The organism is Maricaulis sp. (assembly GCF_017643475.1).
Classification (GTDB): Bacteria; Pseudomonadota; Alphaproteobacteria; order Caulobacterales; family Maricaulaceae; genus Maricaulis.
In genome coordinates this window covers 423049-448462 of the sequence record NZ_JAEPNI010000001.1, presented here as the reverse complement: position 1 = coordinate 448462, position 25414 = coordinate 423049, and the positions used below count along the sequence as shown (strand labels likewise).

The window sequence follows — 25414 nt, the reverse complement described above, 5'->3', positions numbered from 1 at the left end:
TCCTGAAACGGCTATCGGCTGCTGCGGAGCCAGGGCCCCGGGTCAACAGCATTTCCGTTCCTTCTCAGCTCCAGATACAATTCTGGTGCCGTTTGGCCGTTTTGTGGCATTGCACCAACGGGTTCTCCCGCGAGGACGCTTTGCCCGGCGCTGGCATAGGTCACGGCCATGCCTGCCAGCACGATATAGTAGTCATCTCCGACATTCAGTATCAAGAGACCGCCGTAGGTGTTGAACGGTCCGGCATACTCGACCTGAGCATCGAAAGGAGACACTACCTGTGCTCCACCGCGCGTTCGAATGAAAATTCCTTCAGATCGTGTGCCATCTTCGGTCACATCGCCGTATTCAGTCGCAATCGCCCCGGCAGCTGGCGGGCGCAGGCGTCCTCGCGCTTCAGCGAAGCGCAAACTCTCCAGTGGAACCAGTGGGGCCTGGGCGTCGGTCAGGCCGCGCACGGGCCGCAATCGCGGCGTGGGAATGTCATCAGAGCCCAGCAGACGCCTTGGACTGATAGAGGGCACCACATCAGACATGCGTGCGATCTCACCGAGAAGTGATCGGATCGATTGCGCGCGCTCTCCGGCCTGGCTGGATTCAGTGAGCAATTCCTCAGCTTCGTTGCGACGGCGTGCCTCGAGGGCCCGGCGCTCGGCGATCATGACCTGTAACTCCAGGCGCTGACCTGTCAGGGCATTCTCGGCGCTGGCCATCGTGATCTGCTCGGCCTCAATGGAAGCACGAACGGCGCGAAGGGCTTCAAGCTCCTCCGCCAGTTCAGCCGCCCGCTCTCGAAGCGCCGGAGCCAGTTCAGACATCAGACTGGCCGCACGCGCGGCCTCCGCAGCGTCATCCGGCGACGCCATCAGGGCAGGCGGTGTTTGCGACTCGATGCGCTGGATCGCTGCGAGCACGTCTATCAATGTCTCGCGGTTTGCCGCCAGGCGATCAAGGATTTCCGCCTCTTCGGCTGATAGGCGAACGAGCTCACCTTCCGAGCGCAAGGCTGCGTTCTCACTGGCATCAACTTCACGGCCCAGGGCGACCAGCTGTTGCTGAAGGGCCGAGATTTCGCGTGAAATCTCCTCAGCCTGCTCGCGCGCAATGCGGGCCTCTTCAGCGCTTAGCTGTTCCTGCTGCTCAAGGCGTTCGGCCTCCGCCGGATCGGGCGGAACCGAGTCCGGTGGCTGGGTAACAGCCAGAAACGAGACGAAAAGGAGCGGGATCATGAAGGCAAGCTAGCTCTGCCAAGGTTAACGCTCAATCACGATGATATGGCGATCCGGCCAGAATTGAGGCGGCACGATAGATCTGTTCCGCGATCATCACGCGAACCAGCATATGCGGCCAGACCAGCGATCCAAAGGACAGCACCAGGTCCGGCTGCGGGAGCACGCCGCGATCATGCCCGTCAGCGCCACCAATACAGAAAACCGCCTCACGACTGCCATCGTCGCGCCAGCGACCAAGCTGCTGAGCAAGCTGCGGGGAGGTCAGCGTCTTGCCGCGTTCGTCCAGCAGGATAATGCGCGCACCCGAAGGCAGCGCGCCCGCTAGGGCACGGCTCTCATCGGCTTTGCTTTTCAGGCTGCGGTTATCAATCTCGAGCTCGCCGGCCGGTCCTAGCCCGAGCGGGCGTCCGGTTTGTGTGGCACGCTTGAGATAATCATCAACCAGCTCACGCTCGGGGCCGCCCTTGAGCCGCCCCAAGGCCGCGATTGTGAGTTTCACCTAGGACGCCGTATCGTCCGGCTCGACCGACCACATCTTCTCCAGATTGTAGAAGCTGCGAACTTCCGGTCGGAACAGGTGGATGACGATATCGCCGGCATCAATCAGCACCCAGTCACAGGTCTGCAGGCCTTCAACGCGCGCACCGGAACGTCCCGACTCCTTGATTCCACGCAACAAGTGATCCGCCAGCGCGTTTACATGACGCGCAGAACGACCGGATGCGATGATCATGATGTCGGTAACGGACGATTTGCCACGAAGGTCGATCGAGACGATGTCTTCAGCTTTGTCGTCTTCCAAACTGTCGATAATGAGCGTTTCCAGCTCTTCGACGGGTCCATCTTCGCCAGTGACACGAACGGCCGCAGCCGCTTCGCCTTCAACCTGGCGGATTGTTTCCATAGACAGGGGGTTGTCCTTTCTGACCACCAATACAAGGGACGTCTATATCACGCTTCCCAGTTTGGTTCGAGCCAGTAGAGCGAGAAGAGTTCAGCCTGGTCTGACCAGTGCTTGACGACCGTGTATCCGGCGCTCTCCGCCAGCAACTGAAAGCTCGTCGGCGTGAATTTGTGGGAGTTTTCGGTGTGCAAGGTCTCGCCGACCTCAAACACATGGACCTTGCCGTTCAGCTCGATTTCGGTGCGGCGTTGGGCAACGAGATGCATCTCGATACGCTGAAGCTCTGTGTTCCAGATGGATTTGTGGGTGAAATCCTCAACATTGAGAGTGGCTCCCAGCTCGCTCCGGATTCGCTCGAGCAGGTTGAGATTGAAGGCGGCGGTGACGCCAGCTGCGTCGTCATAGGCATCAACCAGGATCTGTTCGTCCTTGACCCGGTCCGCGCCGATCAGGACAGCATCCCCCTTTCGCATGCCCGAGCGAAAACCGGCCAGTACGGCCCGCGCATCGGCCGGTTCGAAATTGCCAATGGTTGATCCCGGGAAAAAGATCAGGCGACGCCCGTCCGGCAGGGGAAGGTGGTCCAGCTTCAGACCAGCCGTGAAGTTCGCACACACAGCGCCAATGGCCACATCGGGATAATCCCGCGCCAGGTCTTCACACGCCGCAATCAGGTGATCGCGTGAGATATCCAGACCAACATAACCGGACGCATCGCCCAGCGCATCCAGCAGCGTGCGGATCTTCACGCTCGACCCTGATCCGGGTTCGATCACCACGGCGCCGGCACCGGCCCGCAACGAGAGCTCGCTGGAGATCTTGCCCAGCAAGTCCAGCTCGGTGCGTGTCACATAATACTCCGGCAATTCGGTGATCTGGTCGAACAGGGCGGACCCTTCCTGATCGTAGAAATAGACCGGCGGGATGGAACGCGGCGTCGCGGACAGACCCTCCTCGACATCACGCATGAAATCTCCAAGCGGCGGATGCTGGTCGTCAAAAAAATTGATCAGGGCATGCGCAGATTGGCGGCCGATCACTTGGTCGGTCATGTAAACTTCCAGTTTGCTGCGGAGAAAAGGGCGAGATCTAGCGTTGTGCGCGTATCGCGCTCGAGGACTCCGATTGTAACGGTTCAATCAGATAGGTCCATGCCGGCGCCGTTTTAAGAGCCAGATTTTTCGCGTCATACTCACGAATTCGTGCATTGCGATAGACACTTGCCGCAATCGACAGGCGCGCCCTGACCGGATCTTGCGGCCTGGAAACCACGACGACAGGTACGCAGTTGAATATATCCCGCCAGCGATACCAGCGATGAAATCCACGCAGGTTGTCCGCCCCCATCACCCAGACGAAACTGTTGTTTGGAAATCGCTTTTTCAGCTCTGACAGCAGCGCCATCGTATGCTGAACACCCCAGCGACGCTCGACATCACTGATCACCATACCCGGCTTTTGGACCGTCCCCTGCACGGCCTGGAACCGCTCCGCAAAGGCGTCAGCCTTGCGGTTCTTGATGGGATTCTGAGGTGAAACAAGCCACCAGATACGGTCCAGACCCAACCGTCTCATCGCCGCTATGGCGACATGCATATGTCCGCCATGCACCGGATCGAAACTGCCCCCGAACAAACCGACACGCTGACCCGATGCGAGGGCCTCACCCTGAAGCACACGAGCGCCACATCGACCGGGTGCGGACCGGCGTCCCGTAACAGGTTGCGAGCGTCGTCTAGCCACGCGTCTGCCCATCACCACGAACGACGTATTTGTAACTCGTCAGCTGGCGCGCACCGACCGGACCGCGCGCATGCAGGCGGGAGGTGGCGATGCCGATCTCGGCGCCGAAGCCGAACTCGCCGCCATCTGAAAAACCTGTCGAGGCATTGGCGATGACCACGGCGCTGTCGACCGTGTTGAGGAAGGCCTCCTGAACCACCGCATCGCCAGCCAAAACAAGATCCGTGTGACCGGACCCGTATTGGGCGATATGGGCAGTTGCCCCTTCCAGCCCGTCCACCACGCGCGCAGCAATAATGGCATCGAGGAATTCATGCCCCCAGTCGCCGTCACTGGCGGCCACAGCCGAAGAAAAGGCCCCGCGCAAGCTCTCGTCAGCCCGGATTTCACAGCCGGCATCGCTGAGCGCCTCGGCAATCATCGGCCAATGCGTGGCGACTGCAGCGCGATCGATCAACAGACATTCCAGCGCATTGCAGACGCCGGTTCGGCGCAGCTTGGCATTGAGGATGATGGCGCGGGCCATGTCACGATCGGCACTGGGATGCAGATAGGCGTGGCAGATCCCGTCCAGATGCCCCAGCACCGGAATCCGTGCCTCGGCCTGTACACGCGCGACAAGGGCTTTGCCACCCCGCGGAATTACCAGGTCCAGCTGGCCCTCAAGGCCTGACAGCATCGCACCGACGAAGGCCCGGTCTGCCGTATCGGGATGCTGAACCAGGTCAGCAGGGAATCCTGCCGCTTCCAGGCCGCGACGGATCGCGGAAACAAGCGCCAGCGCGGATTGCAGGGAATCCGACCCGGAGCGAAGCAGGACGGCGTTACCCGAGCGGATCGCAAGGGCCGCCGCATCCGCCGTTACATTGGGGCGCGCTTCGAAAATCACACCCAGAACACCGATCGGCACCCGAACCTGGGAGATATTCACCCCGCTCGGCGCCTCCCAGGCCTCAATCACCTCACCCAGAGGATCATTCTGCGCTGCAATCTGGCGCACAGCGGCGGCAATGTCGCCCAAACGGGCTTCATTCAACATCAAACGATCGAGAAAAGCCGCCGGTCGGTCATTGGCGCGAGCTGTCTCCATATCCCGGGCATTGGCCGCGAGGATCGCGTCAGAGGCGGCCTCCATCGCGACCGCGACCGAGCTTAAAGCGGCAGACCGTTGTTCCGCCGGAAGGTTTGCAGCCGCCTGTCGCGCCGACTGGGCACGCTGCGCCATCTCCAGGGCCAGACTTTCAACCGTCACAGCACTACTCCGCTAGCTGAGCAGGATATCGTCGGCATGCACCAGGGCAGCCGCTCGTTTATATCCGAGGATTTCTTCAATTCGATCAGTCTTCTGCCCGCCAATCAAGCGCGCATCATTGGCGTCGTAGGCAGATATGCCCCGCGCAATGACCTGTCCCTGGGCGGAGACGATCATCACCGGATCGCCCCGCTCGAACTGACCAGAGACAGCTGTCACCCCCACCGGCAACAACGACTTGCCGTCGCGCACCGCTTTTCCGGCACCATCATCCACCTGGATGGATCCCTTGGGGTCGATCGCGCCGGCAAGCCAGGATGTCCGACCAATCCGCATGCCTTCCGGCGCTGAGAACCAGCTGCCATGTCCCGCATCTGCGAGGGACTGGATAGGCTTGTCGTGGGCACCATGTGTAATCGCCGTAGCACAGCCCGATTGCGCCGCAATGCCGGCAGCCGCCAGCTTGGTGACCATGCCACCGGTCCCGACCCCGGCCTCGGCATTGCCATCTCCCGCCATGGCCAGGATCTCGTCCGTGATCTCGGGGACCTCGCTCAGCTTTCGGGCCCCAGGGTCATTGCGCGGGTCGACTGTGTAGAGACCATCGATATCCGACAGCAAGACCAGCAGATCCGCCCCCACCAACTGCGCCACGCGCGCAGCGAGCCGGTCATTGTCGCCATAGCGGATTTCTTCGGTCGCGACGGTGTCATTCTCATTGACGACCGGCACGGCGCCCAGGTCCAGAAGGGTGTTGAGCGTGGAGCGTGCATTGAGCCAGCGACGGCGGATTTCAGTCACGTCGAGCGTGATAAGAGCCTGCGCCGTCTGTAGCTTGTGCGGCTCGAACGCCCTCGCCCAGGCGTCAACCAGCAGGGTCTGCCCCGCGGCGGCGGCAGCCTGTTTCTGCTCCAGCGTCAGCCCGCCCTTGCGTAGCCCCAGCTTGGGTCGACCGAGCGCCACCGCACCGGAGGAGACAATCGTCGTCCGGACACCCTGCGCATGCAAGGCGGCGATATCATCGGCAATTCTCTGGAAAGCGGCCGGTCCCTCCTGTAGCAGCGCGGAACCGACTTTCACGACCAGGCTGCGGACAGAAGTGAACGCAGCCCGTGTCACGGCGCCCAGCCTGGCTCTTCGTCGTCACCGGCTTCCGCGGCAGCAGCGGCGGCTACTTCCTCGGCACGCTCCAGCTTGACCATGTCCCAGGCTGCGGAGCAGAGCTGCTTAACACCGGACCCGGACACGCCAGACATCTGCACGACCGGCTGCCCAATCGCCTCGGAAAGCGCCTTGGCGCGCTCTGCTGCGTCATCATCTGTCATGGCATCGGTCTTGTTGAGAACGATGATCTCGGCCTTGTCTTCCAGACCACCACCATAGGCCAGCAATTCCTGGCGGACTGTATGATAGGCGCTGACCGGGTCTTCCTGGGTGCCATCAATCAAGTGGATGAGGGAGGCGCACCGCTCGATATGACCCAAGAAACGATCGCCGATGCCGGCACCTTCGTGCGCACCCTCGATAAGACCGGGAATATCAGCCACGATAAAACGCGAGCCCGGCCCCAGATCAACCACCCCCAGATTGGGATAAAGCGTGGTGAAGGGATAGGCGGCAATCTTGGGATTGGCGCGGCTGACCGCGCTCAGGAATGTCGACTTGCCGGCATTGGGCAGTCCGACCAGGCCGACATCCGCGATTAGCTTGAGGCGCAGCCAGAGCCAGCGCTCCTCGCCCGGCCAGCCCGGGGTGGATTTGCGGGGGGCCTGGTTGGTAGAGGATTTGAAGCGGGCATTGCCCTTGCCGCCATCACCGCCCTTGGCGAGCATGACACGCTGGCCGATCTCTACGAGGTCAGCCAGGACCTCGTCATTATCCTCGTCCAGGACCTGCGTACCCGCAGGCACTTGCAGGACAACATCGTCTCCACCGGCACCCGTCTTGTTGCGGCCCATGCCGTGCGTGCCGACCTGGGCCTTGAAATGCTGCTGGTAGCGATAGTCGATCAGCGTGTTGAGACCTTCAACCGCCTCGACCCAGACATCGCCACCCTTGCCGCCATCACCGCCATCCGGACCGCCATATTCGACATAGGCCTCCCGTCGGAAGGAGACACAACCGGCTCCTCCGTTCCCGGATTTCACAAAGACTTTGACCTGATCGAGGAATTTCATGCTGTTACCTTGCTTTGAGCCTGTATAGCCGGAAGCGCTTCAAAAGCCATCTTTTCACTACGCTGCCGTTTGCTTTTCGCCGACCAGCGTCATGCTCTTGCAGGGATAACGGCCCATTCGTGCCATGGAGAAGAGGTGCGGCTCCTCTCCGGTGTATTCAAAGCCCAGCTTCTGCAGGATACGCCCCGAAGCGGGGTTGTCAGCATAGTGTCCGGCGACCACGCGGCCTGCGCCCAGTTCGGTTCGCGCATAATCCACAAGGGCCCGGCCGATTTCGGTCCCCAGCCCCTGCCCCCAGAAGGGCTTGGCGATCCAGTAACCGATCTCCCAGTCGCTGTCGGGCGCGCGGCGGAACACGCCGCCCCCGCCTGCCAGCGCACCGTCCATCTCGACCGTCATGGACGTATTGCGACCCGGCACCCATCCGGCCCGCGTTTGCAACACCCAGATCTCGGCAGAGATCAGCGGGTAGGGCGAGGGGATGCGGCTGGTCATCTTCGCCACATCGATATCTCCGGCAAAACGCGACAAGGCCGGGGCATCCCTCAGCTCGGGCAAACGCAACAACGTTCTCTCGGTTCTTATCTGCGGACCCATGTCCGTCTCCATCAAACACCCGGGGAGAAACAAAAAGGGGAGACGGTGGCCCGTCTCCCCTTTTGCGCTATTGCGCTCGTCGGACCCCGCTGTTCAAGCGAACGGTCCGATATCTCATGAACCGTTCTATTCGGCTGCGTCTGCAATCGGCTCTACGGATACGTAGGACTTGCCGCCAGACTTTTTCTGGAATTTCACGCGACCTTCGGTCAGTGCGAAGAGCGTGTGATCTTTACCCATGCCAACATTGGCGCCCGGATTTACCTTGGTGCCGCGCTGACGAATGATGATGTTGCCCGGGATCACGTGCTGACCACCGGATTTCTTGACACCAAGGCGCCGGCCTTCGGAGTCGCGTCCGTTACGGGATGAGCCGCCTGCTTTTTTGTGAGCCATTGACTAGTCCTCCTACTTCGCTGCCAGAGCTTTGGCAGCGGCAATCCAGTCACCCTTCTCGGCTTTCGCCGTTACGCCGAGGGCTTCCATGTCTGCGTCGGTCCAAGCTGCGATCTGTGCAAAGCTCGTGACACCTGCTTCGTTCAGTTTCTTCGCCAAGGCCGGGCCAACGCCGGTCAGCTGGGTCAGGTCATCATTGGCGGCCGGAGCAGCAGCTTCCTTTTTCGGAGCAGCGGCCTTCTTGGCTTCAGCCTTCTTCGGAGCAGCCTTGGCTTTCGGCGCTTCCGTCTTGGCGTCCTCGACAACCGGAGCGGCCGTCGTGGTTTTCAGCTTCGTCTTGGCCTTGGAACCCGGTGCAACGATCTCGGCGATGCGAACCGTGGTACCCCACTGGCGGTGGCCCTTGGTGCGGCGGTAATTCTGGCGACGGCGCTTCTTGAATACGATGATCTTGCGGTCGCGATCAGTCACCAGCACTTCGCCGATAACCTGCGCGCCCTCAACCGTCGGCGCACCAACGGTGACACCTTCTTCGCCGCCCAGCATCAGAACATCGCCCATGTCGAGCGTGTCGCCAGCCTGGCCTTCAAGTTTTTCTACCCGGATCTCGTCTCCGGTGGCGACACGGTATTGCTTGCCGCCGGTCTTGATCACTGCAAACATGATCGAATTCCTTTTGTCCGATCCTGTCGGTCCGCTGCCGGCCACCCTGGCCAAACCGCTCCGCAGGTCCTTTTTCTTCACTGCGTTTGTGGCGCAGCGTTGTGGCAATAAAACCGGCCCGCAAGGCAAGCGCCATGCGGGCAGGAGCGGGCGTTATACGCAGCCAGCCATGAGAGTCAATCACGGCAGGCAATTTTAGACACTATCTGCAGAGGCGTCGGCCCGTGCATACATCACCGGCACGTTGTTCGCGCTCAACGCGGCGCTCTTCCGCGCGCTGAGCACGCTCCTCATCGGTCAGTGATGAACTCGCACACCCGGTCAGGACCAGGCTGGAAAAAATCAAACTCAACAGGACACGTACGATCGGCTCCCCCAAAACAAAACTCGCCACCTCGGCACGGAACCGCCTCTGAAGGCAAACCACAAATTACGATCTGCACAGGCAGATCAAACTGCTGACAGCACGCAAGCACAGCGCCGGCCCTTGATTTTATCCGATCACTCAGCCATTACGCCTGTCCCCGCGGAGAGGTGCCGGAGTGGTCGAACGGGGCGGTCTCGAAAACCGTTGAGCGCGCAAGCGTTCCGAGGGTTCGAATCCCTCTCTCTCCGCCACTATCCCGTTCAACAATCGCTCGAACGAATACGAAACGCGGGACATGCGCTGCGTTCCTGTTCGGATGTCCCAAATAGCCACTGCCACAGGCCTAGGTTAGGTTCGGGCCTCATTTGATTTGTTCGCCCTTTTTTTCGCGGAGGCCCTGCTAGATGTGGCGCTTGCTCTCATTGCTAACAGCCCTGGTCCTGACCAGCCCCGTCAACGCGCAATTCGGGGAGACCATGCAGGCCATCGAGGCCCTGGTAGACGAGGCCATGCCGACATCATCGGCACCAGGCCTGGCCTATGCGGTGGTTGAGCGAGGCACTGTCCAGGCCAGTGCCCGAGGCGAAATGCTCCTAGGCAGCGGACGAGCCGTCACAGCGGATACGCCCTTCCAGCTGGGGTCAATTTCCAAGAGTTTCACGGCCATGGCCGTCATGCAGCTGGTCGAGGCCGGGGAAGTTTCCCTGGATGCCGGGATCTCGACCTATCTCGAGGAATTCAACGGCCAGGCCGGCGCGGCGATCACCGTGCGTGAACTCCTCAGCCATACCAGCGGTTACTCGACCCTGCAGGGCAATCAATCCCACACCGACCAGACCGGCGGATCGGACGAGCTTGCTGCCCGTGTTAACCGACTCGCAGAGCTCGTTCCGGCAGCGCAGAGGGGTCAGCGCTGGTGGTACTCAAACGCCAACTACCTGATCCTTGGCCGGCTTGTCGAAGTGGTCAGCGGGGCGACTTTCGCAGACTATATCGAAAGCGAAATCCTCGAACCCGCCGGCATGAACAGCAGTTTTGTTGCTGACGGCGAGGTTCACGAGACCATCGCGACCGGGCATCCACCCTGGTTTACCGGCCGTCGGCCAGTCGCAGACCGCAGGACATCACGTGTCATGGCGCCTGCGGGCGGTGTCATCGCCAGTGCTGCCGATGTCGCTCGCTACCTGGCCATCATGACCAATGGCCAGGACGATTTGATCAGTGCCGAGAGCAAAGCCCTGATGCTGCAACCCGCAAACGTGGCATCACCTTTCTACGGGCTGGGCTGGTTCATCGATGTCGAGAATGGTGATGCCTATCACACAGGCCTGAGCCCGGGCGTCGAGACGATTGCGGCGCTGTCCCTGTCTGAAGGTCGGGGCGTCGTGGTTCTGGTCAATGCTAGCAGCGGCATGGGGTTTGGCCTCACAGCGGATCTCCTGTCCGGCATTCCTGCGATCGCCCTGGACGATCCGTATGTCAGCGTTGGCAGCCAGCTGTCAGCGAAACTCTTCTTTGTGATGTTGATGAGCCTGCCGGTCTTCTTCGTTGCAGGCATTGTCGGAGCCTGGCTGCTGAGGGCCGGCTTGCGGGCGAAATCAGGCGTGTCTGGTCATTTCAGCCTCTGGTTCCCGCTGCTCACTACCGGCACGATGAGCTGGGCCTTCCTCAGCCTGGTTCCCAACCTGTTCAGCGTGCCGCTGAACACGCTGAGCCTCTATCAGCCGGACATGGTGATCTTGCTGATCGCCAGTTCCGTGACCGGTCTAGCTCTGGCGGTGTTCAGGCTCGGTGTATTCTATCTGGGACGAAACGAGCAAATCCAGGCCTGAGCCACCACCCCGTTTGTCATCGCGGCCGAGCAGACTGAGCTATTTGCACCAAAAGAAAGGCGCGGCAGAGTGGAGCTCCGCCGCGCCTGCGTTCGGGAATGCTCCGAGGCTTATTGCTCGCGCGCGTCGAGGATGGCCTCGATCTCGTCCATCACCGCCACCATGCGATCGATCACGGCATTGTAGGGATCGGCCGACGTCATATCGAGACCTGCATCACGCAGGATCTCGACCGGATAATCGGAGCCACCGGCCTTGAGGAAATCTAGATAGGTCTCGCGAGCCTGGTCACCACCGTCTTCCAGCTGATCCACGAAGTACGCGGCACCCGCTATCGAGGTCGCATACTGGTAGACGTAGAAATTGAAATAGAAGTGCGGAATATAGGCCCACTCGATCGTCTCCCGATCGGTGATGGTGAGGACGCCTTCATCATGGCCGTGATATCGGCGCAGGATCTCACCATAGATCTCGGTCATGCGCGCGCCGGTCATCGCCTCGCCACGCTCCACGGCTTCGTGAATGGCGACTTCGAACTCCGAGAACATCACCTGGCGGAAATAGGTGCCACGCATCTGTTCCAGGGCGTAACCGAGATAGAAGAGACGCTCATTCTCGCTCGCGGCCTGTTCGAGCATGTGCTCCTGCAGCATCAGCTCCTGGGCAATGGCTGCGATCTCCGTGGTGAAGATGGAGAAGCTGGACAGCTCGTAGGGCTGGTTTTCATTGGTCAGGACCTGGTGCATCGCGTGGCCCCATTCGTGGGCATAGGTCGATGCGCTGTTATAGGTGTCCTGGTGATTGAGCAGGATCAGCGGATGAACGTCGTAGGCCGAGCCTGACATGTAGGCACCCGATGCCTTGCCAGGCTGCGGGTAGACGTGCATCCAGCGCTCTTGGGAGGCCGCTGCAAAACTGTCTACATATTCCGGCCCCAGCGGAGCCATGGAGGCCAGCACGTGTTCACGTGTCTCGTCGATCGGGAAACTCAGATCCGTCTCGACCAGTGCCGGGTAGATGTCGTGATATCCCAGATCCTCAATCTCCAGCATGCGGGCGCGCAGGCGGAAGTAACGGTGCAGGACATCAATGCGGTCATTGGTGACCTGGACAAGAGTCCGATAGACCTCTTCCGGGATATTGTCGCCGGACAGGAAATACTGGAGCGTATTGTCGTAATTGCGGGCGCGAGCCGTCGCAACATTGGCCTGGACCTCGCCGTTCAGCGTCGCGCCAAACGTGCTTTCATAATCAGACCAGCGACCCCAGAAAGCATCAAAGACCGCTTCCCGGTCCGCGCGGTTGGGCGCTTCCCGATAGAGGCCATAGCCGGCCGGCGTTAGATGCGCCTCGGTGCCGTCGCTCAGCGTGATGGTCGGCCATTCGATCTCGGCATTGGCCAGCAGGTTGCGCGCATTCTGGGACGCGCCAAGCGCAATCCCCATCAATGAGAGCACCTGTTCGGCTTCCGGGGTCAGGACATGCTCGCCCTGGCGAAGCGTATCTCGCAGGCCGCGGGCATGTTTGGCGAGCCCATCTTCACGCGAAATGAAGCCTTCAATGCGACGTTCGCCCAGGGCCACAATTTCCGGCGCCATATAGCTCTGTGCGGCGGCGGCCTGCTGGAACAGGGCCTGAACGCGGCCAACCATGGCCTGGCCATCCGGATCTCCCAGATTGGTGGACCGGGTGTTCGAGGCATAGGTCCACACACGCAGAACTTCGCGATAGAAGGTGGATTGCGCATCGAGTGCTTCGAGCAATGTCTGCGCATCATCCAGGCGACCCTCATAGGCCGCAAGACCAGCCACTTCGCCCTGGAGGCGTTCCAGCTCGGCATCCCAGTCGTCGTAGGACGGGTAGAACGGGGTCAGGTCCCAGACATAGACCTCGTCAACGGCCGGCGCGGTGTCCTGGGCTATTGCCGGCCCGGCGAGTGCCGCGAATACCAGCGTACTGGCCGCAGCGAACTTGATGGCGGAGCGATTAAGCTTCTTGATCGTTTTCATGATTATCCGAGCGCAACACGCTCGACCCCTCAGTAATGACTTGAATGCGGGAATTGTGGTTCGGTAGGCTCTAGCCGCTTGACCCCTTTTACGTTCGCGAGGCCGCGGCGACATTTCCGGTCGGTTGATTTTCCTTAATCATCCTGTGCCGCTCTTCCCGATCCCGGCCGAGCACGGTGCCCTCGCCAGACCCATTAATCCTCGCAAACGCGTCCCGCATGGGCTGAGCAGTCCCGATATTGTTCACGAACATGTTATATTATAACGTTTCCGAAACCACTCCCGTCAACTCTCGATGCCGAAGGGATTTCCAGATGGCCTCCACCACAGACAAACGCCTGCCTGTCACCGTTCTGTCCGGGTTTCTCGGCGCCGGCAAAACAACCCTTCTCAATCGGGTTTTGAACAATCGGGAAGGGCTGCGGGTTGCCGTGATCGTAAACGACATGTCCGAAGTGAATATCGATGCGGAGCTCGTACGCAACGGAACGGAGCTGAGCCGAACAGATGAGACGCTCGTAGAGATGTCCAACGGGTGCATCTGCTGCACGCTGCGAGATGATCTGCTTGCGGAAGTTCGACGCCTTGCCGAGGAAAAGCGCTTTGACTACCTGCTGATTGAATCAACAGGCATCTCCGAACCACTGCCCGTCGCCGCGACGTTTGATTTTCGGACCGAGGAAGGCGAGAGCCTGTCAGATGTTGCGCGTATCGACACAATGGTGACGGTCGTCGATGCCGTGAACCTTCTGCGTGACTTTTCCAGTCATGACTTCCTGAAAGACCTTGGGGAATCCCTCGGCGACGAAGATGCCCGCACCCTGGTTCATCTACTGACCGACCAGATCGAGTTTGCCGACATCATCATTCTGAACAAGGTGAAAGACGCGCGACCGGATCAAGTCGATGCGGCCCGCAAGATCATCCGTAGCCTCAACGCCGACGTCCGAATACTCGAAACCAACTATTCCGAGGTCCCAACAGAAGCGATCCTCAACACCGGTCTGTTCGATTTCGCCAAGGCACATGAACACCCGATGTGGGCCAAGGAGTTATATGGCTACGCAGACCACACGCCTGAGACTGAAGAATACGGTGTGTCATCCTACGTCTATCGAGCACGCCGCCCCTTTCAACCAGATCGACTCCATGCCGTTCTGAACGGGCCGCTGCCCGGCGTCATCCGCGCGAAAGGACATTTTTGGCTCGCAACCCGTCCCACCTGGGTCGCCGAATTTTCGATGGCAGGCGCGCTCTCAAGTGTTGAACCAATTGGCACATGGTGGGCGAGCGTTCCGCGTGAAAACTGGCCTCAGGGAGCCGGCGTCGACGCCTATCTGGCCGACCACTGGCAGGAGCCGTTCGGAGATCGTCGCCAGGAACTCGTCTTCATCGGGGCCGGTATTGATTGGCCTGCACTGAAGGCACAGCTGGACTCGGCTCTTCTGCCTGAAATTCAGACCTACTCGCCGCACAACATTCCAGACATGGCTGATCCTTTTCCCGTTTGGCAGCGCGCCGAAGCGGCCGAGTGAGCACGCCGACCCCGGATACGAAAATGCGGGCCGATGCACTGCTCCCCGTGACAAGCATGGGCGAATTCGCGCCTCTGCTCGAACGCGGCGCCGAGGGCCTCATCTGGGGTCGTGAACTCCCCTCATCCGTTGCTGTGGAAATGCAAAGCTGGAATATGGCTGGCGCTGTGCCAGAACGGTTTCTCTCCGATGCTGGAGGGATCAGGCGCCATGTGGATGCGATTCTGGAGAGCTGGAGCGGGCTTTCACACAACAGCCGAGAATGGCTGGCGACCGACATCGCAGAGCTCGGCATGGCCATGGCCCGCCTGCTTTCCACCGACACACTCATGGTCCGGGTCGAACCCGTTAGAGACGATGCCTGTCGCCGTTTTCACAAGGATGTTGTCAAAGCGCGCCTGATTTGTACCTACAAAGGCCCGGGCACAGAGTATGGCTTTGCGGATCAGGATCACGACCAGCCGCTGACAGCCGGTTCCGTCCCGACTGGCGCCCCGATCATCCTCAGGGGCAAGCGCTGGCCCAACAATGCTGAAACAGAGCTCCTTCATCGATCCCCTGTGATCGAGGCCAGAGGTGAAAGCAGGTTTCTTGTTGTCATAAACGAAGCGCCGACTAGTGCTTCCTGAATTCTCTCGGCCCAGAGAGGACAAGAAATTCTGCGCGCCTGTCTCGACTTGTCGATCCGAAGCCCCCACCTTGCGGGTTCCGAAAAAAGCAAAACTTCCCCGCAAATCTCAGGACTGAACATGACCCAGCGCAAATTTGACGTCGTTATCTTTGGCGCCACCGGCTTTACCGGCCGCCTCGTGGCCGAATACCTGGTTGCCGAATACGGATCCTCGGTTCGCTGGGCGATGGCGGGACGTTCCGCTGACAAGCTTGCCGCCGTTCGCGACGAGATTGGCGCCCCGGGAGATACGCCACTGATTGTTGCGGACAGTTCCGACCCGGCCTCCCTGCAGGCGATGGCAGAGGACACCGCCGCCGTCATCACGACAGTCGGCCCCTACCAACTTTATGGCGAACTACTCGTAAAAGCCTGCGTCGCGGCCGGCACGGACTATGTCGATCTGTGCGGTGAGCCGGCCTGGATGCACGACATCATCCGCACCTATGATGCGCCGGCCCGCGAAAGCGGTGCGCGCATTGTGCTTTCATGCGGGTTCGACTCCATCCCGTTTGATCTGGGCGTCTATTTCCTGCAACAGCACGCGATCAAACAGACCGGCGCGCCTCTGCAACGCGTGAAGGGCCGTGTGCGCAAGATGAAGGGCACTTTCTCCGGCGGCACAGCAGCAAGCTTTGCCCAGACCATGGCGCGTGCCGCCAAGGAACCGGAGGTTATCAATCGCCTACGCGATCCGTTCAGCCTGGTGCCGGATTTCGATGGCCCGCGCCAACCCTCCGGCAGCAAGGTGATTTTCGAGGAAGATCTGAACACCTGGTCCGCGCCTTTCATCATGGCGTCGATCAACACCAAGAATGTGCATCGCTCAAACGCCCTGCTGGGTCATCGTTATGGCGAGGACTTTGTCTATGACGAGATGTTTGCAACCGGGCCCGGCGACAACGGCGAGCAATTTGCCAACATGATCGCCAATGACAAATCGATGGCCGAAAACCCGCCCAAGCCTGGTGAGGGCCCGAGCAAGGAAGAGCGGGAAAGCGGCTTCTACGACACCATGTTTACCGGTCTTGCCGCCGACGGTGCTCGGCTAACCGCGGGTGTCAGCGGCGACAAGGACCCCGGTTATGGCTCCACATCCAAGATGATTGCCGAAGCGGCTCTGTGCCTGGTCCAGAATGTGGATCGCTCACAGACATCTGGCGGTGTCTACACACCGGCCCCGGCCATGGGTGAAGCCCTGATCGAGCGGCTTGAAACCCATGCCGGCCTGAAATTCGGCATGGAGGGCTGACCCTTGTCCGTAGCCCGCATCGACCTGACCCCGGATCTACGGATCGGGGGCGGCGCCCTGGCTGAATTGCCGGACGCCCTGGCACGGACGGGCTGCAAACATCCGCTGATCATCACCGACCGGGTGATGGACGAGCTGGGTTATCTGTCACGGGTCAAAGGCCTGCTGGAACAAGCCGGCCTGGCCAGTGGCATTTTCCTCGACACGGTTCCGGAACCGACCGTCGCCTGTGTCGAGGCCGGATTGTCAGTCTACCGCACCGATCAGTTCGACGGCTTGGTCGCGCTGGGAGGCGGCAGTGCCATCGACACCGCCAAGGCCATGAGCGCGCGATTGGCTACAGATATACCGATGCATGCGCTCAAGGTTCCGCACATCATCACCCACAAGGGGCCGCCTGTGTTCGCCATACCGACAACGGCGGGGACGGGCTCGGAAGTGACCCGCGTCACGGTGATCACGGATGGAACAACCGATGAGAAAATGCTGTGCATGGGACCCGGCCTCATGCCTGCGGCGGCCATCGTCGACTATGAGCTGACCCTGACCGTGCCGCCACGGACCACGGCCGATACGGGCATCGACTCCCTGACCCACGCCATCGAGGCCTATGTCAGCCGCAAGGCCAATGCCTTTTCCGACCAGCAGGCACTGGGGGCCATGCGTTTGATCGCGGCGAATATCCGCACCGCGTTTCACAACCCGGACAACCACGCTGCCCGCGAGGCCATGATGGCGGGTGCGACCCTGGCCGGGATGGCATTTTCCAATGCCTCGGTCGCCCTTGTTCACGGAATGAGCCGGCCGATAGGCGCATTTTTCCATGTGCCCCACGGGCTTTCCAACGCCATGTTACTGCCCGCCATCACACGCTGGTCGATCCCGGGGGCACCCGCGCGCTATGCCGAATGCGCCCGCGCGATGGGAGTTGTTTCAGCCGATCTCGAAGATGAGGCGGCGTGCACGAAGCTGGTCGACGAGTTGATGGCTCTTAATGAAGAGCTTTGCGTGCCCGCCATGTCGGAATACGGCCTGGACGAGGAACGATATCACGCACTTCTGGAAACAATGGCCGAACAGGCCGCAGCCTCTGGCTCCCCGGCCAACAATCCGCGCCCGCCCAGTCAGGCCGACATGGTCGCGCTTTACCGGGAAGTGTGGGCCTGATTTCCAACGAGAAGGGCCCGAACCGTTGCCGGTCCGGGCCCTCATCTGTTCTGGCTATTCGCGCTTCAATTAGCGGAAGTAACCCAGGATCGTCGCCGGAGCGCTGTTGGCAATCGACAGGGCCTGTACACCCAATTGCTGTTTCACCTGCAAGGACTGCAGACGCGCGCTTTCCTTGGCGAGGTCAGCGTCGACGAGGTTGCCGATACCCTTTTCCAGGGAGTCAGACAGCTTGCCTACGAAGTCCTTGTGGATGCCCAGAGACTTGGAAGCCGTACCCAGGCGCGCCAGGGACGAGTTGAGATTGTTGATCGAGGTCGAGATCGTACCAGCGATCGTGCTGGCCGCGCCAGCGGACTCGAAGGAAGCCGTCGCGCCGAGGGTTACAACACCGCCGCCCAGGGAGAGGTTCTCGTCCTGGATAGAAATGGTGGAGGAGCCGGATGCATTGGCGAGGGCCGAGATCGAGGTCACCGAGTTGTTGATCATGTTGGTGCCGTTGAACGACGCGTTCGACACGATCTTGCCAACCTGGTCACGCAGGGCCTTGAAGTCCTCGTTCAGCGCGTTGCGAGACGCCGTATCCAGCGAGGCATCAGACGCCGCCAGGGCCTTTTCCTTCATCTCGACCAGAATATCCGAAACCGCTTCACCCGCTGCCAGCGCAACGTCCACGGTCGACGCGGCCAGGTCGAGCGAATTGCCGACAGCCTCGTAACCCTTTACGTCCGCGCGCATTTTCTGGGCGATAGCATAGACACCACCATTGTCCTTGGCGGACGCTACTGCCAGGCCCGTATTAATACGAGACTGGACCTGGGTGATGTCGCGATTGGTTGCATTGAGATTTTGCAGAGCCACCATGGCACCCGCATTGGTATTGATAGTCGCCATTTCTTGGCTCCCCACACTTTCTGTATCCACAAATGACGATGGGCCGGAGCTCTTTGTCTCCTGACAGGTTCACCGCCATGTTCAAACGCTAGCAAAACAAGCTGAATCTTTCGGAAACACCACATTGAGGTTTTGGAAACCCGGAGAAAGGGCAAATAGATTCAAGTCCTTCGCCAGCATCCTTTCCCCGCTCTGCGACTGACCATATAGATGAAATGAACACGGGGAGGGAATTCGTGACCGAGCAATCGACAGGCATGTCCAAGGATGCCGCACGTGCCTATTGGCGTGAAAACCTCGCCTTGATGGGCGTGCTGCTGGCGATCTGGTTTGCCGTTTCCTTTGGCGCCGGGATTTTGGCGCGTGAGTGGCTCGACCAGTTCTCGATCGGAGCCGCTCCCCTGGGGTTCTGGTTCGCACAACAGGGCGCGATTCTCGTTTTTGTCGGCCTGATCTTTGTCTACGCCTTTCGCATGCACCAGATCGAGCGGAAGTACGGCATCAGTGACGATAACGACTAGGGGGCAATGATGGATTCCACACTGCTCTGGACCGCGTTCTTCGTCATCGCGACCTTCGGTCTTTACATCGGCATTGCCATCTGGGCCCGGGCCGGATCAACCAATGACTTCTACGTCGCAGGACACGACGTCCCGCCCGTCTTCAACGGCATGGCGACGGCGGCAGACTGGATGAGCGCAGCGTCATTCCTCTCCATGGCCGGGATCATTGCGTTTTCCGGCTATGACGGTTCGGTCTATCTGATGGGCTGGACCGGCGGCTATGTGCTGCTGGCCTTGTTGCTGGCGCCCTATCTGCGCAAGTTCGGCAAGTTCACCGTGCCCGATTTTGTCGGTGATCGATATTACAGCCAGGCCGCGCGGATCGTAGCAGTCATCTGCGCGCTGTTCATCTCCTTTACCTATATCGCCGGCCAGATGCGCGGGGTCGGGATCGCCTTCTCCAACTTCCTGCACGTGCCCATCGAAATCGGCGTGATCGTCGGCGCGATAATTGTGCTCTTCTACGCCGTGCTCGGCGGCATGAAAGGCATCACCTACACCCAGGTCGCGCAGTATTGCGTTCTCATATTCGCGTTCATGGTTCCGGCGATTTTCCTGTCCCTCCAGATCACCGGCACACCCATTCCGCAGCTCGGCTTCATCGGCAATGCGGAGAATGGAACGCCGCTCCTGCTGAACCTTGACCGGACGCTCGTGGATCTGGGTTTCCAACCCTATACGCAGGGCCTCAAGAGCAAGCTCGACGTCTTTGCCATCGCCCTGGCCCTGATGGTGGGTACAGCCGGCCTGCCGCACGTCATCATTCGCTTTTTCACGGTCCCGAAGGCTTCCGATGCCCGCAAGTCCGCCGGATGGGCCCTCGTCTTCATCGCCGTTCTTTACACAACAGCCCCCGCAGTGGCCGTCTTCGCCCGCTCCAACTTCATCGAAACAGTCAATGAGAGTGCCTATTCCGAAGAGGTCGCCCGGGGGGACATCTCGGCCAGTGAGCTGCCAGAAGGCGCGACGCCGGAATGGTTCTACAACTGGGAACGCACCGGCCTCCTCGGCTTCACCGATCGAAACGGAGATGGCCGGATTCAGTACCGCGCCGACCCCGATGAAAACGAAGTCACCACGCTGGATCGCGACATATTCGTCCTGGCCAATCCCGAAATCGGCGGATTACCAGCCTGGGTCATCGGCCTGGTTGTCGCCGGCGGTCTCGCGGCAGCACTCTCAACCGCTGCTGGCCTGTTGATGGTGATATCATCAGCGGTATCGCATGACCTCTGCAAGAAAGTCCTGTTGCCGGACCTCAGCGAGGCGAAGGAGTTGCTGGTCGCTCGCAGCGCAGCTGTTGCGGCGGTCCTGATCGCCATCCTGGCCGGCATTTACCCGCCGGGCTTTGTGGCTGCCGTTGTGGCCTTCGCCTTTGGCCTCGCCGCCGCAAGTTTCTTCCCCGTGATCTTCATGGGCATCTTCTGGAAACGCATGAACCGGGAGGGCGCAATCGCTGGAATGGTGACGGGGCTTCTGACCACCGGACTCTACATCATCCATTTCAAGATCGGCTTCTCCTCCCTGGTCACAGGTGTGCTTGCGATGATCCTTGCGATCGCTGCGGGCATCCTCTTCCTGGGGACACGAACCGAGAACAAATCGACACCATCTCTGCTCGTTGCTGCGGGTCTCCTGGGAGGTGTCGCCTTGCTCGGCCTGTTTGGTGCCCTGCCCAACCTGCCCCCGGGTACAAGCGAAGGCTGGTTCATGGGGGTTTCACCGGAAGGCATCGGCACGGTCGGCATGATCGTGAGTTTCCTGACAGCAACCGGCGTGGCCCTGACAACCCAGGCACCGCCGCAAGGTGTCCAGGACCTTGTCGAGGACATTCGCATCCCAAAAACGAGCACGCGGGAGACAAGACAGCAATAACCACCGCGCAGGCGCGATCCGGGACTGGCCGGCACTTTGTTGCCGCACCCGATCAATCGCCTGCAACCCCACCTCGCCACGACAGAATGATCGTTCAGCCGTCCGTCACACGGCTTGTTGTAGCGATGGCAAACCGCTACACCGAATGTCGTTATTCACCGGCCGTTGCCGGTCCATGAGCAGGGGGAAGCTCGCATGCGTCATACCGTTCTTACATCCATGTTTGCCTTGATGGCCGGATCCGCCATCACATTGGCTGCGATCGGCCAGGATTTCTCCGGCAGCATCAGTGAAGAAGGCGGTTCCGCCGAGTTCACCGTGTCGCTGGAAGCCGGCCAACTGGTCACGCTGACCACGTATTCAGACGAGAATTTCGACACCATCCTGCGTCTGCTGGGCACAGACGGTAAACCACTGGCTGAAAACGATGACATGCCGTCCGGCTCGCTTCAGTCCCAGATCATCTACATGCCCAGTGAAAGCGGCGATTATACCGCTTCCGTCTCCGGTTATGGCGGCGCGACCGGCTCGTTTGAACTGAACGTCACTGCTGGTCTGGAAGTTGGTCTCTCTGGCGACGCCACACGCATTTCCGAAGACCAGCTGACGCTGGGGCGCGGCAATGACCACCGCATTCCGGTAGATCTGGCCGCAGATGACATTCTGGTCGCGACAACCTTCGCGCTTGGCGATGAGCTCGACACGACACTGACACTCTACGCCGCTGACGGCGAGGTGCTGGCGGTCAATGACGACATGGAACCGGGTGTCTTCAACTCGCAGATCATCTTCCAGGCTTCGGAAGACATGCGCGTCGAGATTCAGCCAGGCACCTTCAACAATACCGGCTCGGGTGACATCGTCCTGTCGCTCGCGACGGACCCCCACGCCTCGGTGCCATTCGATTTCTCGACCATTGAGGGCGAGTTGATCGAGGCCCATACCGGCCAGATCGACAACGAGACCCAGACAATCGCCTATCCGATTGAGGTGTCTGAAGGCCAGACGATTTATGCCGTCGCGGAGACAACAAGTGGCGATCTCGACACCGTCCTGCGTCTGCTCGATCCATCAGGCAATCCGGTGGCTCTGAATGATGATCGTGGCGACGGCTCGCTGAACTCAGCCGTTGGCCACACGGCGCGTGAGAGTGGCACCTATACCGTGTCCATGGAACGCTATCGCAGCGGCGACAGCTCGGGTGAATTCCAGCTTCAGATCCTCAATGTCGACCGGTCTGTCGTTCAGGTCCTGCAAGACCTGCTGGACCGGGTGGTGACGCTGAGCGGCGAAACCCGCATCATCACCACGGATGACTTCGTCGTTCACTACACGCTGGACGGCGTGGATGCGTCCTCAGAGGAATATGCCATTCAGGTCGGCGACGCGCTGCAGGAACTCCTCGACATCCAGATCAACCGGATGGGCTGGGCAGAACCGGTCCGCGACGAAGATGGCATGTATCGCGTCTTCATCGCCGACGCCGATGGCGCATTGGGCGTGGCCTACCCGGTACAGGTCACCTTCGACAATCCCCATACCGACACGCGCGAAAACACTGCAGCGCGCGCAGTCTTGCAGATCGAGAATGATTTCCGCGGCCTGGGCAAGGAAGCATCAGCCTTCAGCCTGATGCGCGCGACCGCAACGCACGAATTCAACCATGTCATCCAGTTCGGCTATGATTCCGAGGAAGCGCTGGGCTGGCTCTACGAGTCCACGGCTTCCTGGATTGAAACCGTCACCGTCGGCTCCGACCAGGATGCCACGGATTATGTCGCGACCGACTATGAGGCGCCGGAAATCTGCTGGACGACGCACGAGGAAGGTTATGACTACGCTCAATGGACCTTGCTTCAGTCCATTGCTGATGTGCATGGCGAGAACATGATCGTGCGCTTCTGGGAGAATACCGTCGACATGGACGGGTTCGAGACCATGTCCGCCGCGCTGGAAACGGCCGATACGACACTTCTTGATGCCGTCCTGCGCTGGCGCGCCCAGAATTTTGCCCGTGATTACGACCTGGCCCCGCATTTCGACACCTCTGTTCGCCTGCAGCATACGCTGAGCGAGGAAGGCCGCTGGACCACCAAGGGCGGGCTGGAACAGACCGGCGCCAACTATATCGAGCTGGCTATGGACGGACGCTACAACATCGCACTCGAGAGCGATGCCAGTCTGGAACTTGTCGCCCTCACGCATTCCGGCGACCAGGTTCACGTCACGCCGCTGGGCAGCGAAGGTGTCATCGACACGACCGGCAATGACTACACGGCCCTGATGGTGTTCAACCGCGCCCTTCCGGAAACGCCGGGAGAATGTTCCGGCTCCGGCTACTCGCTGACCGTCTCGTCCAGCCGGGCTGGCATCGCCTCACCAGCCTACAGTTTCAGCGCCGAGCATTTCACACCGCTTGTGGGCATCGAGAGCAACTAGAACCACGAAAGGCGCTGCGTAACAGTTGGATGAACTCGCCCAGGTCTTACGCTCAGTGAAACTGAGCGTAAGACGGGCCAGCTGACTGCGGAAGCGCTGGGTGGCCAGACGGCCGCGATGGAGGCATTGTACTCCGCGATAGGCTGATCACCGTTGCACTGGAACCGGCTAGTTGCAGAGCAGGTCATCGCCCTCGGGCGCTGCAACCTGTCAAACTCCAACGTGGTGCCGCTGGCGACCGAAGTCAGACGATCGAGATCACTGCAGTGCGAGAAAGGGGGTGTACCCCCATTCTCTCAAAACCGGCAGATGCGTCGCCCCTGTGACAAGAGACTATCCGGCGAGACCGGCCCGCGGACATATCAGCCGTGCAACAACGCCGCGCCCGGGCTCAGCGTCCAAACTCAGCACCAACCCGCCTTTCTCGGCGAGCCGGAAGATGATTTCCAATCCCAGTCCCGAATGGCGGCGAGATGGATCTTGGACGAGTTTCTGTAAACTCTGCCCGGTCATGTGAAGCGGTGCGGACCCCAGTCCCTTGCCATTGTCAGCAACAAGGATTTCGATCTGTTCGGCGCCGGCGCGCGCACCGACCAAGATCCGATCGCCACCTGAATGATAGATGGCATTGGCGACCAGATTAGTGAGAATGTGTTCGACGATACCCTGATCCACGCGGACAACGGCTGAACTTTCGACAATTTTCAAAGTGATGTTGCGACTGACCGCGACGTCCTGAAACGCCGAGCGGACCGAGTTAAACAGAGCAACAGTCGCAACGTCCTCCCCTTCCACTCGCCCTCGATCCCGGTCCAGATAAGACAACTCAAGCACCGAGGAGAGCATGCGCGCCACATTTCGTAGCATGTCACGCTGCTCTCGTGAGAATTTCTGGGCATTCTCCCAATCGCGTTTCTCGATCTGCTCTTCCAGCAGCGTAGCGTTAAGGTCAAGCGCATAAACCGGCTGACGAATGTCATGTCCCGTTGCAGCCAGGAGAAAGGTCGCGAATTCCTGTGCTCTTTCAGCCTCCCGCTTGGCCTCCTCATAGAGCCGGGTCAGATAGTGGCGATGCCGCGCCCGATAAGGAAACAGGGCGGAAAGAATGACCGCAAACACACACGCCGTCAGCACAAGAATACCCGTCCCGAGCATGGGCTCCGGCAGGCGAGGAGACCAATAAAGTGCCAAACCGGGTATAGATAATCAGATAGGCTAACGCTGTAACGATGATCGCGCGGTTCCAATGGGCCAAAGCGATGCCAAGCCCAAGCACCTGTATAGACATCCAGAAACTCGTAAAGACCAGAACACTGGAAATCCCCCCTGCATCTGATTCAACAAGCGGGTAAATCGAGGCCACAGTTGCAGCGGTCACAATCGAGAGCAAAGCCCAGGTGTTGACCAATATCGCTGCGAGATCTGCGCCGGGCTCGAGCTTGGCCCGCAACAACCAAATCCCGGAGATAAGCCCAAATATTCCCGACAAGATTCGTGACCCGGCGACGGGAACGAACCAATCACTATTGCTCAGATACGTCACGTCCGTCGCCAGCGATATAAGCCAGGCCAGCGAAAATCCGATCAGGGTCAGAGCACTTTGTAATTGAATGCCAGACCAGTTGGCCCGAACAAATGCCCGCTCCTGCGCGCGATCCTGGAATCGACCACTAAGACGGTGAATGGGTGGCAGCTGCATAATCGATTTCCATTGTCGGCAATGGTACGGCCGGTTCGAAATGCTTGTCCGCACACGGCAATAATCCACATTGCCTATCATGCGGCGACTCCAGTACCCGGATCACCGAACATGGCGGTTTGAGACTTTCGGGGTTTTCGGGAGTATT

Annotated in this window: 23 protein-coding genes and 1 tRNA gene; 9 read left to right on the top strand and 15 right to left on the bottom strand. The window is 60.1% G+C overall.

The annotated features are described in order from the left end of the window. Positions 1 to 11 precede the first annotated feature (11 nt). The 11 genes from JJ889_RS02130 to JJ889_RS02080 form a co-directional block, all read right to left on the bottom strand. Positions 12 to 1229: a peptidoglycan DD-metalloendopeptidase family protein gene (locus tag JJ889_RS02130; protein WP_291891117.1), complete on the bottom strand. Its 1218-nt coding sequence runs from the start codon at positions 1227 to 1229 to the stop codon at positions 12 to 14. A 31-nt stretch (positions 1230 to 1260) separates the two neighbouring features. Further along, positions 1261 to 1731, bottom strand: coding sequence for a 23S rRNA (pseudouridine(1915)-N(3))-methyltransferase RlmH (gene rlmH / locus JJ889_RS02125; protein WP_291891115.1), 471 nt, complete (start codon positions 1729 to 1731; stop codon positions 1261 to 1263). Continuing rightward, positions 1732 to 2136: a ribosome silencing factor gene (gene rsfS, locus JJ889_RS02120; protein ID WP_291891113.1), complete on the bottom strand. Its 405-nt coding sequence runs from the start codon at positions 2134 to 2136 to the stop codon at positions 1732 to 1734. A gap of 47 nt (positions 2137 to 2183) precedes the next feature. Further along, the gene (egtD, locus tag JJ889_RS02115) at positions 2184 to 3188 is read right to left on the bottom strand and encodes an L-histidine N(alpha)-methyltransferase (protein WP_291891111.1); all 1005 of its coding nucleotides are present in this window, start codon (positions 3186 to 3188) and stop codon (positions 2184 to 2186) included. Positions 3189 to 3225: 37 nt separating this feature from the next. Further along, positions 3226 to 3879 (bottom strand): nicotinate-nucleotide adenylyltransferase, encoded by a 654-nt coding sequence (locus JJ889_RS02110; RefSeq protein WP_291891110.1) that lies wholly within the window; start codon positions 3877 to 3879, stop codon positions 3226 to 3228. After that, the gene (locus JJ889_RS02105) at positions 3872 to 5131 is read right to left on the bottom strand and encodes a glutamate-5-semialdehyde dehydrogenase (RefSeq protein WP_291891109.1); all 1260 of its coding nucleotides are present in this window, start codon (positions 5129 to 5131) and stop codon (positions 3872 to 3874) included. Before JJ889_RS02105 ends, JJ889_RS02110 begins: the two co-directional genes overlap by 8 nt. A gap of 12 nt (positions 5132 to 5143) precedes the next feature. Then, the gene (gene proB / locus JJ889_RS02100; protein ID WP_366940049.1) at positions 5144 to 6259 is read right to left on the bottom strand and encodes a glutamate 5-kinase; all 1116 of its coding nucleotides are present in this window, start codon (positions 6257 to 6259) and stop codon (positions 5144 to 5146) included. Beyond that, the gene (gene obgE, locus JJ889_RS02095; protein WP_291891107.1) at positions 6247 to 7308 is read right to left on the bottom strand and encodes a GTPase ObgE; all 1062 of its coding nucleotides are present in this window, start codon (positions 7306 to 7308) and stop codon (positions 6247 to 6249) included. Before obgE ends, proB begins: the two co-directional genes overlap by 13 nt. 57 nt (positions 7309 to 7365) lie before the next feature. Then, on the bottom strand, positions 7366 to 7875 hold the full coding sequence (locus JJ889_RS02090) for a GNAT family N-acetyltransferase (RefSeq protein WP_291891106.1): 510 nt from the start codon (positions 7873 to 7875) through the stop codon (positions 7366 to 7368). Between the two features lie 156 nt (positions 7876 to 8031). Further along, entirely contained in the window at positions 8032 to 8301 is a 270-nt protein-coding gene (rpmA, locus tag JJ889_RS02085; RefSeq protein WP_291891105.1) for a 50S ribosomal protein L27, read from the bottom strand. Positions 8302 to 8313: 12 nt separating this feature from the next. After that, on the bottom strand, positions 8314 to 8964 hold the full coding sequence (locus JJ889_RS02080; RefSeq protein ID WP_291891104.1) for a 50S ribosomal protein L21: 651 nt from the start codon (positions 8962 to 8964) through the stop codon (positions 8314 to 8316). A 528-nt stretch (positions 8965 to 9492) separates the two neighbouring features. Between JJ889_RS02080 and JJ889_RS02075 the strand changes: the two genes are divergently transcribed. Together JJ889_RS02075 and JJ889_RS02070 are read left to right on the top strand one after the other, a co-directional pair. Then, positions 9493 to 9582, top strand: a tRNA-Ser gene (locus JJ889_RS02075). Between the two features lie 153 nt (positions 9583 to 9735). Continuing rightward, the gene (locus tag JJ889_RS02070; protein WP_291891103.1) at positions 9736 to 11163 is read left to right on the top strand and encodes a serine hydrolase; all 1428 of its coding nucleotides are present in this window, start codon (positions 9736 to 9738) and stop codon (positions 11161 to 11163) included. Positions 11164 to 11273: 110 nt separating this feature from the next. Here the strand turns inward: JJ889_RS02070 and pepF are convergent, their stop codons facing one another. Then, on the bottom strand, positions 11274 to 13172 hold the full coding sequence (pepF, locus tag JJ889_RS02065) for an oligoendopeptidase F (protein ID WP_291891102.1): 1899 nt from the start codon (positions 13170 to 13172) through the stop codon (positions 11274 to 11276). Positions 13173 to 13486: 314 nt separating this feature from the next. Here pepF and JJ889_RS02060 point away from each other — a divergent pair, with 314 nt between their 5' ends. The 4 genes from JJ889_RS02060 to JJ889_RS02045 all read left to right on the top strand — a co-directional run bounded on the left by JJ889_RS02060 (position 13487) and on the right by JJ889_RS02045 (position 17796). Next, a complete protein-coding gene (locus tag JJ889_RS02060; RefSeq protein ID WP_291891101.1) occupies positions 13487 to 14707 on the top strand; it encodes a GTP-binding protein in 1221 nt (406 codons plus the stop codon). Next, positions 14704 to 15336 (top strand): DUF1826 domain-containing protein, encoded by a 633-nt coding sequence (locus JJ889_RS02055; protein ID WP_291891100.1) that lies wholly within the window; start codon positions 14704 to 14706, stop codon positions 15334 to 15336. Before JJ889_RS02060 ends, JJ889_RS02055 begins: the two co-directional genes overlap by 4 nt. A gap of 120 nt (positions 15337 to 15456) precedes the next feature. Then, positions 15457 to 16629 carry a saccharopine dehydrogenase NADP-binding domain-containing protein gene (locus JJ889_RS02050; protein ID WP_291891099.1) on the top strand — a complete coding sequence of 391 codons (1173 nt, stop codon included), beginning with the start codon at positions 15457 to 15459 and terminating at the stop codon, positions 16627 to 16629. Positions 16630 to 16671: 42 nt separating this feature from the next. Further along, complete coding sequence (locus tag JJ889_RS02045; RefSeq protein ID WP_366940048.1) at positions 16672 to 17796, top strand: iron-containing alcohol dehydrogenase; 1125 nt, start codon at positions 16672 to 16674, stop codon at positions 17794 to 17796. A gap of 69 nt (positions 17797 to 17865) precedes the next feature. Here JJ889_RS02045 and JJ889_RS02040 read toward each other — a convergent pair whose 3' ends face one another. Further along, positions 17866 to 18690, bottom strand: coding sequence for a flagellin (locus JJ889_RS02040; RefSeq protein ID WP_291891097.1), 825 nt, complete (start codon positions 18688 to 18690; stop codon positions 17866 to 17868). Positions 18691 to 18947: 257 nt separating this feature from the next. Between JJ889_RS02040 and JJ889_RS02035 the strand changes: the two genes are divergently transcribed. The 3 genes from JJ889_RS02035 (at position 18948) to JJ889_RS02025 (ending at position 23567) form a co-directional block, all read left to right on the top strand. Continuing rightward, positions 18948 to 19211: a DUF4212 domain-containing protein gene (locus JJ889_RS02035; RefSeq protein ID WP_366940047.1), complete on the top strand. Its 264-nt coding sequence runs from the start codon at positions 18948 to 18950 to the stop codon at positions 19209 to 19211. Positions 19212 to 19220: 9 nt separating this feature from the next. Next, the gene (locus tag JJ889_RS02030; protein WP_291891095.1) at positions 19221 to 21128 is read left to right on the top strand and encodes a sodium:solute symporter family protein; all 1908 of its coding nucleotides are present in this window, start codon (positions 19221 to 19223) and stop codon (positions 21126 to 21128) included. Between the two features lie 195 nt (positions 21129 to 21323). Next, positions 21324 to 23567, top strand: a complete 2244-nt coding sequence (locus JJ889_RS02025; RefSeq protein ID WP_291891094.1) for a DVUA0089 family protein — start codon at positions 21324 to 21326, stop codon at positions 23565 to 23567. Positions 23568 to 23900: 333 nt separating this feature from the next. Here JJ889_RS02025 and JJ889_RS02020 read toward each other — a convergent pair whose 3' ends face one another. Next, positions 23901 to 24686 (bottom strand): HAMP domain-containing sensor histidine kinase, encoded by a 786-nt coding sequence (locus JJ889_RS02020; protein ID WP_291891093.1) that lies wholly within the window; start codon positions 24684 to 24686, stop codon positions 23901 to 23903. Continuing rightward, positions 24613 to 25347: a hypothetical protein gene (locus JJ889_RS02015; RefSeq protein ID WP_291891092.1), complete on the bottom strand. Its 735-nt coding sequence runs from the start codon at positions 25345 to 25347 to the stop codon at positions 24613 to 24615. The genes JJ889_RS02020 and JJ889_RS02015 overlap by 74 nt, the downstream gene beginning before the upstream one ends. Positions 25348 to 25414 lie beyond the last annotated feature (67 nt).